Source organism: Pseudomonas sp. 3A(2025), from assembly GCF_054589175.1.
Genome location: NZ_BAAILM010000095.1, coordinates 110,138 through 123,781 on the forward strand (window position 1 = coordinate 110,138; position 13,644 = coordinate 123,781).

Genomic DNA, 13,644 nt, shown 5'->3' on the forward strand with positions numbered 1-13,644 from the left:
TTTCAATCAGTCATCAGCGTTTCGCCTCAAGGCTGACCCACCACGGCAGCGAGCGCTCGATGCGAATCGGCAGTGCGCTGCTGATCATGCTCAGGGTTTGCTGCAGATCGTCCTGCGGGAAAGTGCCAACCACTTTGAGGCTGGCGATCTCCGGTGCTACGCCGATATGGCCGGGATGATGGCGGCTCAACTCGGCGATGACCTCGCTTAGCGGCTGGTTATCGGCTTGCAGAATGCCGCGACTCCAGCTTTGCCGGCCAGCGCTGGCCGGTTGCTCGCCTTCAAGACGTTCGCGGTTGAAACGTCGCTCGTACCCGGCGGCAACCACCGCTGCAATGCTTTCGCTGTCGCCCATGCGAATCGCCACCGAGCCGTCGAATACGCTCAGCCGGGTGTCCTGGGCTTCTTGCTGCACGCTGAAGCGTGTGCCTAATGCCTGCAAGCGTCCGTCGATGGTCTCGACAAAAAATGGTCGGGTATCACGGGCGGTTTCGATCAGCACTTCGCCACGCACCAGTTGCAACATCCGTTGTTGCGCGGCGTAGGCGATGTTCAGGGCGCTGTCGCTGTTGAGCCAGACGCGGGTGCCGTCTTGCAGATTCAGCACACGCACTTCGCCAACCGCCGTGCGTTGGTCCGCGCGCCAAGCCATCAGATTTTGCTCGACCGGTCGCCAGCCCAGACGGGCGAGCAGGGCGCCGCCACCCAGCAAGGCCAGGCCCAGCAACACATTGCGCCGCGACTGTTGCACCTGCCGTGCGCCACTTAGGGTCGCGCGCGCGGTATCGCGATCGTCTTGCAGCGGTGAGAAGCGCGAACTGATGCGCTCGACGTACTGCCAGGCCTGGCGATGGCTGTCGTGCTGCGCATGCCAGCGTTGCCATGCAGCTCGCACCTGCGCATCGTCTTCGCCCTGCAAGCGCGCATACCACTGCGCCGCCTGCTTGAGCACGGCGTGATCGAGCGAATCAGACGAGGGCTTCATCCAGTTCCATTTCCAGCAGCAAGCATTGATACATGGCCTGGGCCAGGTACTTGGTCACGCTGCGCGCCGAGACGCCAAGCTGCTCGCCGATCTGCTTGTAGGTCAGGCCGTCGAGCTGTGCCAGCAAAAACGCCTGCGCCACCCGCGGCGGCAAACGGGCGAGCATGCCATGCACCTGCTCAAGCGCTTCGAGCACCACCGCACGATGCTCCTCCGACGGCGCACAGGCCTCAGGCCGCGTCGCCAACACCTCCAGCCACGCGTGCTCCACCTCGCGACGCCGCCAGAAATCCACGCACACATGGCGCGACATCGTATGCAGGTACGCCCGCGCATGGCTGTCGCTGTCGAACTGCCGCGGCCGGGCGAGTAATCGCACGAAGACATCGTGCGCCAGGTCGGCGGCATCGCTGGAGTTGCCCAGACGCTTGCTCAGCCACGCCTGAATCCAGCCGTGATGGGCGGTGTAATAGCCCGACACCTGGTGCGTGTAGGAATCGGTCGAGGTGGGCATAGGAAAAAGCTCTTTGGGAATTGTTCGCATCTTATGCGGGGACGCGCGAACGGCGCAAATTTTGCGAGGTGCGTGCTTTTCCTTGCAGACATATTAGTCAGGCGGACATTCGTGTGTTTCAGTACGGCCAGCCGTCACCCAGCAGCGCCATGAAGTTATCCCGCAATGGAGAAACATGCCGATGACTCCAGTTCATGTACAACCCCATGGCTGGATTGGCCTGGCCCTCCAACGGCTGGATCGGTCGTAACCGGACCCTGGGGTTCGACACTGACCGGGCAACGTATTCCGGTACCAGCGCCACCCCGAAGCCGCAGGCCACCAGCCCCAGCAGCGTATGAATCTTCGATGCCTCCTGAACTACTTTTGGATAGAAACCGGCCGCTGCACACAACGCGATTAACTGGCTGTGGTAACCGCTGCCCAGCGCTTGCGGGGTAAAGACAAAGGCTTCATCGGCAAATTGACGAAGATCGACCGTCGAGTATTGCGCCTGGAGGTGATCGCACGGCAGGGCCATGACGATCTGCTCGTCGAGGATTCGTCGCGAGGTCAGCACCTGAGTCGGCAGGGGCAGTTCGCGCATGAAGGCGATGTCTATTTGCCCGCTCAGCAACGGCTGCAACTGCTCGCAGGAAGGCATTTCACGAATCACCAGGCGTGCCTGGGCAAAGGTCTCGCGAAACTGGCGAAAGGCATCGAGTAACTGTTCATAGCAGGCGATGGAAATCGCTGTCACGGTCAAGGTGCCGGCGATGCCTTGCGCCACACTGCGGGCATGTTCAATGCCCTGTTCCAGCTCATTGAGGGTGCGATAAGCCGTTTGCAGAAATGCCTCGCCTGCAGCGGTCATCCTTACCTCGCGCTTGTCGCGTATGAACAGGCCGACCCCCAGTTTGTCTTCAAGCCGATTGATCGCCTGGCTCAAGGGGGGCTGCGCCATGTGCAGACGAGCTGCTGCCTTGTGGAAGTGCAACTCCTCGGCGACGGCGATGAATTGCCGCAGTAAACGGGTCTCGATCATGCTGCGTTCCCTCGTCGAATCGATATCTGGCAAATATCAAACGTGCCTGTATTTGATATTGGGCGGCCGATTTTTTCAGCGCTACCGTAACAGCAGATCATCTCGGGAGCTCGATCATGCTGTTCAAGAACAAGGTTGCGATTGTCACCGGTGCGGCGCAGGGGCTGGGATTGGCCTACGCCAGGGCTTTGCTTGAACAGGGCGCGCGCGTGGTCATCAGCGACCTGGGCACCGGTCGCGAAGGCGAAGGCCATGACGCAGAGCTGGTCATGGAAACGGCTGGTGCGTTACAGGTCGGTGATGCACAGGTGGTCGCCCATTGCGGGCATCTGGACACCGAGGCGGGCTGCGAGCAGTTAGTCAATCTGGCCATTGAGCACTTTGGCGCGCTGGACATTGTGATTCACAACGCAGGCTGGGTCGGTTATCAGCCCATCGAGGCGCAAGAGGCTGGTTTTCTCGACCGTTCGCTGGGCATTAACGTGTACGCGCCGGTGTGGCTGAGCAAGCATACCTGGCCACACCTCAAGCGTTCCGATGCCGCACGTATGGTGCTGACCACGTCGGACCGGGCCATGTATCAGCAATACGCCCAGCCGGGGCTGGTCGCCTATGCAGCCGGCAAGATGGCGCAGATCGGCATCATGAATGCCCTGAGCATGGAAGGGCAGGCAGACGGCATTCTGGTCAATGCCGTATCGCCAGTGGCCCGGACCCGTATGTGGGGGCAGACCGGGGAGCCGGAAAACCTCAAGCCTGAGTGGGTGGTGCCCGGTGTGTTGTACCTGGCCAGTTCACTCTGCCTGGACACCGGGTTCATTTTGCGGGCCAGCAATGGGCAGTTCACGGCGACGCGCTTTTGCGAGAATCCGGGTGTTGATTACCCGACGGATCTGGCGCGAATCGAATGTGCTGATGTTGAGGCGGTTGCGCGTGAATGGGGAAAGATCAAGGAATGAGTTTCGTTTGATGACAGCAGCAGAGGGCTTTGCTGATAATCAGACTCTTTGCTGCCAAGGACGCTTTACTTGATGGACTCCAGGAACCCGCTGATCAACTGCCTGATCTTTCCCGTCGCGCCGATTACCGTGATTTATCTGACCCACATTTTGTGTCGTGAAATCTGGTACGCGAACTACTACACACCCGGTGAAGATGGCGGCGAGTTCGAGCCGGCCATGGCGATGCTGGGCATTCCCATTCTGCTGATCGTGGCCGCCTTCGTTTTGGGGGGGCTGACCGTGTTTGCCCGATGGCGCGCGCAAGGCTCAGGACCCAGTCGCACGTGGCGCTGGTTGCTGGCTATTCCCCGCATCCTGTTGGCGAGCGTTTGCGTCGTATTGTTCATGACCTCGACCGTCTTTTTCATGGGCGATGAACAAGGGATTTTCAGGCATTGGCAAGTGGCGTGCGCGTGGGTCATGTTTCTGACCACTGTAGGCATGTTCGTAGCTCAGCAATATGCGCGCAGCAGAGAGTGAGTTCTGGACTTTATGCGTGTGACGCGAGACGGATTTCCATCTGTCTCGCATCTACAGATACCTCAGTATCTCTAGCCTTACCGCTGCCCAATCCCCAGCGAATCCTCCTTACCCTCCGACCTGCCTAAAAGCCGTTCCCACAGCCGCAGCGGCTTTGGCACCTTTGCCACCAGATACGGCATATCGCGCCAGCGTATCCACGCGTCGTTATACCAGTGCAGCAGTTGCAGGGTATTGCCCAGCCACTCCAGCCGGCTCAGGTTCGGTTCTTCCAGCATGCGCTCCGAGCGGCGATGCAGTTCGGGCAGCACTTCGTGGGTCCGCCATTGGCGCAGTGTGCGGTTTTCGGGGATGTAGTGATGAACAAGCAAGGCGAAGACGCCGGACTCGCTGACCATGATGCATTTCTCCCACAGCCCGTGGGAGGAGAGCCAAGCCAAGCGGCGTTGGTCGGGGTCGAGCTTGAGGGTGGCGCGTTCGTCGAGGTGGGCGCCCATCAGACGGGCGATATCGGCCAGGCAGAACCAGGCCTGGCTGTCGTGGCGAATGGCGCGTAGACGGCGGTGATGGCGGAAAAAAGCTTCGGCGGTGTAGTGCTCTGCGCAAGGTGTACAGATGTTGAAGTTTTGCATTGTTCAAGCTCCTGATCTTCAAAAGGAGCTGCTCCGAACCGTCGCCAAACAATAGGGTGGCAGCTGTGCGAGGGTTGGCGAACCGGGTCAGGAGCCACGCCCGGCAGACCTGTTGGTCTCCGACGCACAGCCGCCATAGAAGCGACGTGCGTAAGGATACACACAACGTCATTACGAGCTGCGTAGCAACTGATCATCGGGTCGCCAAACCCGTCTCGCTGAATTGGCAGCGAGTGCTGCGCAGGGTAGTCAGGCCAGCCGGGCATAACCAGTTGTTGCAGGCCAATCACGAAAATTCAGAAATGGACTACAGAGGTAGTCGGCATTTTTATTGTCCCTCTCAGGTTGACGGTCAAACACATTTCAGCCGATTTATCCCTCAATCAATCACCCCTAATCTGTGCCCATGTTGAACGCAACCACTTACTCACTTGGAAAAGGGATTCAATCATGAGCGCAGCCACTTACAACCGCCTGAACAAAGACGACGCCATCGTACTGCTGGTCGACCATCAAACCGGCCTGATTTCGCTGGTGCAGGACTTCTCGCCCAACGAGTTCAAGAACAACGTGCTGGCCCTCGCTGATCTGGCCAAATTCTTCGAACTGCCGACCATCCTCACCACCAGCTTCGAGCAAGGCCCGAATGGCCCACTGGTGCCGGAGCTGAAAGAAATGTTCCCCGACGCGCCGTACATCGCTCGTCCTGGTCAGATCAATGCCTGGGACAACGAAGACTTCGTCAAGGCGATCAAGGCCACCGGCCGCAAGCAGATCATCATTGCCGGCGTGGTCACCGATGTCTGTGTAGCGTTCCCGACGCTGTCAGCACTGGCCGAAGGCTTTGATGTGTTTGTGGTGACCGACGCTTCCGGTACGTTCAACGAGACCGTGCAGCAGGCGGCGTGGAATCGTATGAGCCAGGCCGGTGCGCAACTGATGAACTGGTTCTCGGTGGCCTGTGAGCTGCACCGCGACTGGCGCAACGATATCGAAGGCCTGGGCAACCTGCTGTCGCAACGCATCCCCAACTACCGCAACCTCATGAATGGTTACGCCGCCCTGACCGCCCGTCAGGCCTAAGCAACCGACCAAAAGCCTGCCTTCGCCCGCAGGCTTTTTTTCCGCCCCGGATCTGTGAGAGTCGCCATGAACAAGCCCGCCACGTTGCCCACCACCTCGCCCTGGAAGCCCCTGCACACGCGGGTATTCCTGTGGTTGTGGCTGGCCAGTATCGCCTCGAACATCGGCACCTGGATGCATGAAGTCGGCTCCGGCTGGTTGATGACCTCGATGTCGGCCAGCCCGCAAGCGGTGGCGCTGGTACAGGTGGCCGGTGCCTTGCCGGTGTTCTTGCTGGCGCTGCCGGCCGGTGCCTTGGCGGATATCGTCAACAAGCGCCGCTACCTGCTGGCCGTACAGTGCTGGATGGCGGCAGTGGCGCTGGTGCTGACGATATTAACGGTGACCAACCAGATGTCGGTGCCGCTGCTGCTGACCCTGACCTTCGCCATGGGCATCGGCAGTGCGCTGATGATGCCGGCGTGGTCGGCGCTGGCGCCGGAAATCGTCGCCCGTGAAGACGTACCGTCGGCGGTGGCGTTGTCCAGCCTGGCGATGAACGTGGCGCGGGCCATTGGTCCGGCGATTGCAGGGGTGCTGGTCAGCCTGAGCGGGCCGTGGTTGACCTTTGCCTTGAACAGCGTGTCGTTTCTGGCGGTGATCGTGGCGCTGTATGCCTGGCGCCACACGCCGGCACCTGCAACGTTGCCGGCCGAGCGCTGGTGGGGCGCAATGCGTGCCGGGGTGCGTTATGCCCAGGGGGCGCGGCCGTTGCGGGCGGTGCTGGTGCGTACGGCGGCGTTCTTTGTCGGGGCGGTGGTGGGCATGGCGTTGCTGCCGTTGCTGGTGCGTCGTGAGATCGGCGGTACGGCGCTGGACTACGGCATTCTGCTGGGCTGTGTCGGCATCGGCGCGGTGTTGGGCGCTGTACTTCTGCCCAAACTGCGTGCGCGTTTGAGTGCCGATCAGATCGTGGTCGGCGCCAGCGTGGTGTATGCGCTGGTGCTGTTTGGTCTGGCGTGGACACGCTCCATTGCGGCGCTGGCGCCGTTGATGTTGATCAGTGGCGTGGCCTGGATCGCGGTGTTGAGCAGTTTGCAGGTCGCGGTACAAACCACGGTGCCGTCGTGGGTGCGGGCGCGGGCGGTGTCGCTGTATATCCTCGTGTTTTTCGGCTGTTCGGCCGGTGGCGCAGCGGGTTGGGGCGCGGTGGCCAGCCATGTGTCGATGAATGCGGCGTTCATGGGCGCAGGCGTAGTGTTGTTGGTGGGCATCCTGTTGCGCTGGCACTTCCCGTTGCCGAGCAGCGAGATGGACGAGTTGCAGCCTTCAAAGCACTGGGCCGCACCGCAACTTGATGAAGCGCTGCCAGCCGAGCGCGGGCCGGTGATGATCACGGTGGAGTACCGGATTGCGCAGCAGAACGCCGCGAAATTCAGCCATGCGATGCAGGCGGTCAGTCACATGCGCCAGCGCAACGGCGCGTTTTCATGGGGCTTGATGCAGGACGCGCAGGATCCGCAGGTGTGGCAGGAGTATTTCTTCGAGGAATCCTGGGTCGAGCACTTGCGCCATCACGACCGGGTCACCCGCGCAGACCAGAAGCTGGAAGTGGCCGCGCGCAGGTTTCAGGACGCAGGTGTGCCGGTGAAGATCCGGCACTTGCTGAATCAGGCGGCGGGGCATTGATTAGCGCCCCGCCAATCCTTTAGAACCCGACCGTGGCCGAGATCAGGTAGGTGCGTGGGGTCGACAGGGTCAGGCCTGGCTCGCTGTCATCCGAGGCACCGGCCGAGGCCCAGTAGGCCTTGTCCAGAACGTTCTCGACGTTGGCGCGCAGAGTGATGTCACGGCCTTCGACCTTGAAGGCATAACGGGCACCGAGGTCGAAGCGTTCCCAGCCGTCGATCGACTTGCTGTTGGCCTGGTCCAGGTACTGCGAGCTGGAGTGAATACCGCGTGCAGTCAGGGTCACGCCTTGCACGCCCGGTACATCCCATTCGGCGCCGAGGTTGACGTTGAACTTGGGCGTGGCCGGAGCACGGTTGCCATCGTAGATACCGCCTGCGGTGTTGGTCAGCTCGCTGTCGATGTACATCACACCACCGAGCAGGCGCACGCCTTCGAGCGGTTCGCCGAACACGCTGAGTTCCACGCCGGTGTTTTCGCGTTTGCCGCTGGGGCCGAAGACCCGAGTGGTAGCGTTGGTCTCGTAGGCCGGCTGTTTGATGCGGAACACGCTGGCGGTGAAGGCCACCGAGCCCAGGTCATACTTGGTGCCCAGTTCGACCTGACGGCTGATGAAAGGCGCGAAAATCTGGTTTTCGTTGATTGAGGTCGATGGCGCGATCTTGCCCAGGCTCAGGCCTTCCATGTAGTTGGCGTACAGCGACCACTGATCGGTGACCTTGTACACCACGCCGCCCGACGGCGAGAACTTCTTCTCGTCGTAAGCGGTGGCACCCTTGACGCCATCGCTCCAGTCCTCGACCTGCACGCGCTGGAAACGCCCGCCCAGGGTCACCAGCAAACGGTCGTCGAAGAAGCCCAGGGTGTCGGCTATACCAATACTGTCGAAACGGTTTTCGGTGTAGTCCTTCGAATCCTGGCGGGTCGGCGTGCCGGGCGCAGGGCGCTGGATCGGGTTATAGATATTGCCGGCGGCGGTGGCATAGCGTGAGCCGCCGTTGGTGAAGTCCATGTAGAAGTGGGTCGCCGAAATATTCAGCTCATGGCTGACAGGGCCGGTCTGGAACCACTTGCGTGCGCCGACGGTGGCAGTGCGTACGCTTTCGTCACGGGTGAAATAGCGTGGCGAAATAGTGAAGTCACCGGCGTTGTTGGTGACGCTGACGGCATGGCGCAGGAAGTCGTGGTTGCTTTCGCGGGCGCCCACGGCACCGTAGACCATGAACGAATCGCTCAGGTCGTATTCGGCGTTCAGATCGCCAAAGGTGTCGTTGGTGCTGGCCTGGCTCCAGTGCTGGGCGTAGTTCTTATCGACCGAGCCGGCGCTGGGTACACGGGCGTTGGCGCCGACCTGAATACGTTCTTGCGGGGCATCGGTGTCGCGTTCGGTACGGCCGATGTCAGCCGAGACACGCAGGCGCTCGCCACGGAAATCCAGGCCCAGTACCGACATTTCGCGGTCGACGTTCTGGTGATCCCACGCGGTGTCGCCAGACTGCTTGACGCTGTTGAAGCGGATGCCGTACTGGTTTTCGTCACCGAAGCGCCGGCCGATGTCGACAGCGCCACCGACCTGGCTGTCGGAAGCCAGACTGCCGGTGAATTCGGTGATTGGCGTTTCGGTGGCGCGCTTGGCGACCACGTTGATGCCACCGCCCACGCTGCCGCGCGGCGAAATGCCGTTGAGCAACTGGCTGGTGCCCTTGAACACATCGATGCGGTCGGCCATTTCCATGTCGATGGAATAGGTCGGCAATACGCCGAACAGGCCGTTGTACGACACATCGGTGTTGAACAGGCTGAAGCCGCGAATGGTGAACTGCTCGAAGCGTCCACCGGCCGGGTTGGTGGCGCGCACCGAAGGGTCGCTGGCCACCAGGTCGCCAAGGGTGCGTGCCTGCTGGTTCTTGGCCGCCTCGCTGGTGTAGGTGGTGATGCTTTGCGGGGTGTCCATGAAGTCCCGCGAACCCAGCAGGCCCAGCGAACCACGCCTTGCGACTTGGCCGCCGGCATAGCGCTCGCCGTCACCGTTGAACGACAGGATGCTGGTGCTGACGATATCGGTGGCGTTGATTTCCAGCGTGCCCGACGCTGCCGTTGGTGCGGGCACCAGGGTGTAGCTGCCGCTGCCGACCGGTTGCAGTTGCAGACCGCTGCCTTGCAGCAAGTGGCTGAAGCCGGCCTCTACGCTGTAGTTACCGCTCAGGCCGGCGCTGCGCCGACCATTGACCAGGGCCGGGTCCACCGACAGGCTGACCCCGGCTAGGCCGGCAAAGCGGGTCAGCACCGTGCCCAGCTCACCGGCCGGAATGTTGTAGCTCTGCTGCTGGCTGTCTGCCAGGGCTACGGGCACGGTCAGCGGAGCCAGACCCAGGGCAAGGCTCAAGCATAACGTTGAACGGGAAATCGATGACGCCAGGAACGACCTGTGGCGTGGCAGTGCGGGCATTGGGGGGCTCTCTTTTTGGGTTCACTTGTAGCTCATGACACCCGAGCGCTGAAAAGGGGACACGGTTTTACCAACTTTTATCGAACCTGCAGGTGCATCAAGCGTTCCGATGCACACACCTTTGAGGGCAATCGACAGGGAGACGACCATGCAACGACGCACTTTGGGCAGCACCGGTTTTGACATTTCACCGCTGGTGTTCGGCGGCAACGTGTTCGGCTGGACCATCGACGAGCAGACCAGCTTTGCCGTGCTCGACGCTTTTATCGACTACGGCTTCGATGCCATCGACACCGCCGACGTGTATTCGGCCTGGGCCGACGGTAACCAGGGCGGCGAGTCGGAAACCATCATCGGCAAATGGCTACAGGCGCGGCCGGGCCTGCGCGAGAAGATCAAGATCTTTACCAAGGTCGGCTCGGACCTGGGCGGCGAAGGGCGCAAGGGCCTGTCGCAGCGCTGGATCAGCGAAGCCGTGGAAAACTCCTTGAACCGCTTGCAGACCGATTACATCGACCTGTATTTCTCGCACTGGCCTGACCCTGAAACGCCTTATCAGGAAACCCTGAATGCCTACGGCCAGTTGCTGGGCGAAGGCAAGATCAAAAGCATCGGCGCCTCCAACCTCGACTACACGCAACTGGCCGAAGCCTTGAGCACCGCCGGACAACCGGGCCTGCCGGCCTATCAAGTGCTGCAGCCGGAGTACAACCTGTACGACCGCAAAGGCTTTGAAGGCGACCTGCAACAGCTGTGCATTGCCGCCAATATCGGCGTGGTCACCTACTACAGCCTGGCGTCGGGCTTTCTGTCGGGCAAATACCGCTCGCAGGCCGACCTTGCCAAAAGCAAGCGCGGCCAGGGCATCGCCAAATACCTCGATGCGCGCGGCCTGGCAATACTCGATGCACTGGACGATATCGCCTCCAGCCACCAGGCCACGCCGTCTGAAGTATCGCTGGCCTGGCTGCTGCGCCAACCGGGCGTGACCGCACCGATCGTCAGCGCCACCAGCGTGGCCCAGGTCGAAAGCCTGGCACGGGCGGCGACATTGACGCTCAGTGATGAGGACGTGGCGCGGCTGGATCGGCTTTGAGGTGACGGGCGGCGGTGCTGCGAGGCACCGTCGCAATTGCTTCGCTCTCTAAGGAGTAGTGGCTACTCGATAATTCTGACGTCTTCTTACGTCAAAATCCTTAAGGGCATTTTGCCTTTTCCAAGAAATGTTGCGACATTTCACTCAACATTCCCCGATTGCGCTGACGAGACACTGCCGCGTGTCCGGATCAGACTGCGCCTTACGAATTAGAACTTGATAATTCTTATTTAATTGCTTATTTTTAATAAGTGTTTGGCGAGGTGGCATGAACACGATTTACTGGGCACGCAAAGCGGTCAAGCAGTTGGGCAAGATTCACAAGCCGGATCAGTCCAAAATCTACGATGCGATCCAAGCCTTGGCCTACATGCCTAATGCCCAGAATGTCAAAAGGCTCACCAACCACCCCTATGGCTATCGGCTTCGTACAGGAAACTATCGGGTCATGTTTGACTGGGACAGCGGCGTAAAGATCGTGAATATTGAAGAGGTGAAAAAGCGGGATGAGCACACCTACTAACGTGCAAATAATCAACGGGCCAGACGGTGCGCCTGCCTTCGTCGTCATTCCTTACGCCGATTATGTAAAAGATCATCCCTTGGATGATCGGGTGCCTAATGAAGTCGTTGGATTTATGGTCAAGGAAGGGCTTACAGCCATTGGTGCGTGGCGCAAATACTTTGGCCTTTCTCAGGCTCAGGTGGCCGAGCGTATCGGGATCAGCCAGTCTGCCTATGCGCAGCAGGAACAGGCCGCGAGGCCACGCGGTGCAACGCGTGAAAAAATTGCAGTGGCTTTGGGGATAGCTCCCGCTTTGCTTGATATTTGAAGGATATGAACAAGCTCGTGGACTCGTGGGTTGCCGTTCATGTCCATAAAATCGAAAGCCTGACAAGGGCGGCGACATTGACGCTCAGTGATGAGGACATGGCACGGCTGGATCGTCTTTGAGTTGCTGCCAGGCACCGTCGTGCAGATTCAATCTAGCCCTCAACGGTCCATACCATTTCAGGTTTCATGCTGTTCTGGTCGACGACGCATGGGGGTGGATCGATGGCTTTGAGCAGGTTTTTAAGCCTTTGCAAAATGGCCGCCGGATCAATTGCCTTTGGCCGGAGTCTGGTCTGCTTGTCAGGCTGTTCAAGGTGCAGCACCACTCGCAATCGCCGGCTTTTGAGAATGCCCTTGGCCACGTTCTTCTCATCAGAATCCTGAGCATGCAGCCTGGCGGAAATCAGACCCGCCAGGGTGTCTCTGACTTTGATGGCAACTTCTTCGGCCAGATCGATTGTCTTGGTGCGGCAGTGTTCACGGTAATCCTTGACCTCAACCAGCCAGCCTGTGGTCCCTTCGGCATAAAGAATATCGACAGCTTTGGTGCCACCAAAAGCACTGTTGAACTGACGACGATAATGCGCCCACTCATCGTATTGACTGGAGAGTGCCTGATCAGGAAAACGAAACGTCAGCCGTCCTTCGCCGATGACTTGCTCAATGACCGGCATTTCAGTGTTCCAGCCCGATAAAGCGGTCAGACTGTTTCAGTTCTTCATCGAGTAGTACCAGGGTTTGAAGATCATCGGGCCTGTCGCCTTGTTCAAGCTCGACACCTTGATCGGTTATGTTCAGTGAGAAGTAACGCTGTTTGACCGCTTCGAACTCAGTCGTATCTGCGAGCATTTCCAGCTCCCTGAGCAGAAACAGCGAATGGCTGGCCACGAACACCTGAATGCCTTGTGCGCACAAACTGAGGATGCACCGGGCAACCAGCCTGATCAGCCTTGGATTGAGATTGGTTTCGGGCTCGTCCCAGAACAGATATCCCTGTTCAAGCAGGGTGCCTGTACTGATCAAACGGGCGAGCATGGCAATCTTGCGCAGGCCTTCGGCGACAAGGGGCATTTCCATTTTGCCGCCGGGCATTTGCACGTAGAAGCGGCCTGTCGTCGGGTCAACGATGACCTTGCCGCCCATGGCGTCCTCCAGCGGTTTTACCAGTCTGGCGGCAGTCGCCTCGCGCTTGCCTTTGATCGATGGATTGCCCAGCAATGAAACGGTGTCACGCCAGCTTTCTTCAAACTCAAGATGGTAATTATCGTAAAGCGGAACAAACCACGGACACAGGGTCAGCAATTCACGAGTCGGCAAATAGACCGGTGATTTCTCCAGTCCCGTCGAAGGCAATTTGCCCACGTGCACCGATGTGCTGGCGCGTGGTGTAAAACTGATGGAAAGGTTGTTGGACGCCGTCTCCATGACCAGCTCTATTTCACATTTTCCTTGCCCTTGCTGGCGCTTTACCAGACGTCCCAAGGCCTCGGCACGAAACACCCCTGCAAGCTTTTCGGCGCAGGCCTTCTGCAGGAGGGTCTTGGTCAGTTCTTTATGATCGGCCTGTACTTTAAGCTGCGAATACAGCAGTTTCAGAAGCTGGCTTTTGCCGCAACCATTCTCACCGACCACCACGTTCAAACCAGGCGCGAAGCGAAACTCGGCATTGGGAAGCGGGCCGAAGTTATGAATGATCGCGCTGTCCAGCATGACGATTTTCCTCAGGTATCCAGGCAGATCCGCTGCCGTTCCTTCGAGCCGCCCGGCTGTCGAGCGTGGGTCGATGGAGGCAGGCACGATATCACGCGCTACAGAACCGCTGGCTGTTTGAGGATTACGCATGTGTTCGGTTATCCATTATTGGGCGGCGTTCTGGC

At 59.7% G+C, this 13,644-nt stretch carries 14 protein-coding genes; 7 read left to right on the forward strand and 7 right to left on the reverse strand.

Annotated elements, in window-relative coordinates; genetic code table 11:
- Nucleotides 1-13: 13 nt before the first annotated feature.
- From ACYP2A_RS24030 to ACYP2A_RS24040, 3 genes are all read right to left on the reverse strand, one after another.
- Nucleotides 14-985 (reverse strand): FecR domain-containing protein, encoded by a 972-nt coding sequence (locus ACYP2A_RS24030; protein ID WP_459748433.1) that lies wholly within the window; start codon nt 983-985, stop codon nt 14-16.
- Nucleotides 969-1,499 carry a sigma-70 family RNA polymerase sigma factor gene (locus ACYP2A_RS24035; protein ID WP_459748434.1) on the reverse strand — a complete coding sequence of 177 codons (531 nt, stop codon included), beginning with the start codon at nt 1,497-1,499 and terminating at the stop codon, nt 969-971. Before ACYP2A_RS24035 ends, ACYP2A_RS24030 begins: the two co-directional genes overlap by 17 nt.
- A 118-nt stretch (nt 1,500-1,617) precedes the next feature.
- Nucleotides 1,618-2,523, reverse strand: a complete 906-nt coding sequence (locus tag ACYP2A_RS24040; RefSeq protein ID WP_459748435.1) for a LysR substrate-binding domain-containing protein — start codon at nt 2,521-2,523, stop codon at nt 1,618-1,620.
- A gap of 116 nt (nt 2,524-2,639) precedes the next feature.
- On the opposite strand from ACYP2A_RS24040, the gene ACYP2A_RS24045 reads away from it, so the two are divergent.
- On the forward strand, nt 2,640-3,482 hold the full coding sequence (locus tag ACYP2A_RS24045; protein ID WP_459748436.1) for an SDR family NAD(P)-dependent oxidoreductase: 843 nt from the start codon (nt 2,640-2,642) through the stop codon (nt 3,480-3,482).
- Between the two features lie 72 nt (nt 3,483-3,554).
- The gene (locus ACYP2A_RS24050) at nt 3,555-4,004 is read left to right on the forward strand and encodes a hypothetical protein (RefSeq protein WP_459748437.1); all 450 of its coding nucleotides are present in this window, start codon (nt 3,555-3,557) and stop codon (nt 4,002-4,004) included.
- Nucleotides 4,005-4,081: 77 nt separating this feature from the next.
- Here ACYP2A_RS24050 and ACYP2A_RS24055 read toward each other — a convergent pair whose 3' ends face one another.
- On the reverse strand, nt 4,082-4,636 hold the full coding sequence (locus ACYP2A_RS24055) for a BRO-N domain-containing protein (protein ID WP_459748438.1): 555 nt from the start codon (nt 4,634-4,636) through the stop codon (nt 4,082-4,084).
- A 450-nt stretch (nt 4,637-5,086) separates the two neighbouring features.
- On the opposite strand from ACYP2A_RS24055, the gene ycaC reads away from it, so the two are divergent.
- Together ycaC and ACYP2A_RS24065 are read left to right on the forward strand one after the other, a co-directional pair.
- Entirely contained in the window at nt 5,087-5,719 is a 633-nt protein-coding gene (ycaC, locus tag ACYP2A_RS24060) for an isochorismate family cysteine hydrolase YcaC (protein WP_459748439.1), read from the forward strand.
- A gap of 66 nt (nt 5,720-5,785) precedes the next feature.
- The gene (locus tag ACYP2A_RS24065) at nt 5,786-7,387 is read left to right on the forward strand and encodes an MFS transporter (protein WP_459748440.1); all 1,602 of its coding nucleotides are present in this window, start codon (nt 5,786-5,788) and stop codon (nt 7,385-7,387) included.
- A gap of 19 nt (nt 7,388-7,406) precedes the next feature.
- Here ACYP2A_RS24065 and ACYP2A_RS24070 read toward each other — a convergent pair whose 3' ends face one another.
- Complete coding sequence (locus ACYP2A_RS24070; protein WP_459748441.1) at nt 7,407-9,836, reverse strand: TonB-dependent siderophore receptor; 2,430 nt, start codon at nt 9,834-9,836, stop codon at nt 7,407-7,409.
- A 148-nt stretch (nt 9,837-9,984) separates the two neighbouring features.
- On the opposite strand from ACYP2A_RS24070, the gene ACYP2A_RS24075 reads away from it, so the two are divergent.
- From ACYP2A_RS24075 to ACYP2A_RS24085, 3 genes are all read left to right on the forward strand, one after another.
- On the forward strand, nt 9,985-10,932 hold the full coding sequence (locus ACYP2A_RS24075) for an aldo/keto reductase (protein WP_459748442.1): 948 nt from the start codon (nt 9,985-9,987) through the stop codon (nt 10,930-10,932).
- A 268-nt stretch (nt 10,933-11,200) separates the two neighbouring features.
- Nucleotides 11,201-11,455, forward strand: a complete 255-nt coding sequence (locus ACYP2A_RS24080; RefSeq protein WP_459748443.1) for a type II toxin-antitoxin system RelE family toxin — start codon at nt 11,201-11,203, stop codon at nt 11,453-11,455.
- Nucleotides 11,439-11,765, forward strand: a complete 327-nt coding sequence (locus ACYP2A_RS24085; protein ID WP_459748444.1) for a helix-turn-helix domain-containing protein — start codon at nt 11,439-11,441, stop codon at nt 11,763-11,765. Before ACYP2A_RS24080 ends, ACYP2A_RS24085 begins: the two co-directional genes overlap by 17 nt.
- A gap of 154 nt (nt 11,766-11,919) precedes the next feature.
- Here the strand turns inward: ACYP2A_RS24085 and ACYP2A_RS24090 are convergent, their stop codons facing one another.
- On the reverse strand, nt 11,920-12,441 hold the full coding sequence (locus ACYP2A_RS24090) for a hypothetical protein (protein ID WP_459748445.1): 522 nt from the start codon (nt 12,439-12,441) through the stop codon (nt 11,920-11,922).
- Nucleotide 12,442: 1 nt separating this feature from the next.
- A complete protein-coding gene (locus ACYP2A_RS24095) occupies nt 12,443-13,609 on the reverse strand; it encodes an AAA family ATPase (RefSeq protein ID WP_459748446.1) in 1,167 nt (388 codons plus the stop codon).
- Between the last annotated feature and the right edge of the window lie 35 nt (nt 13,610-13,644).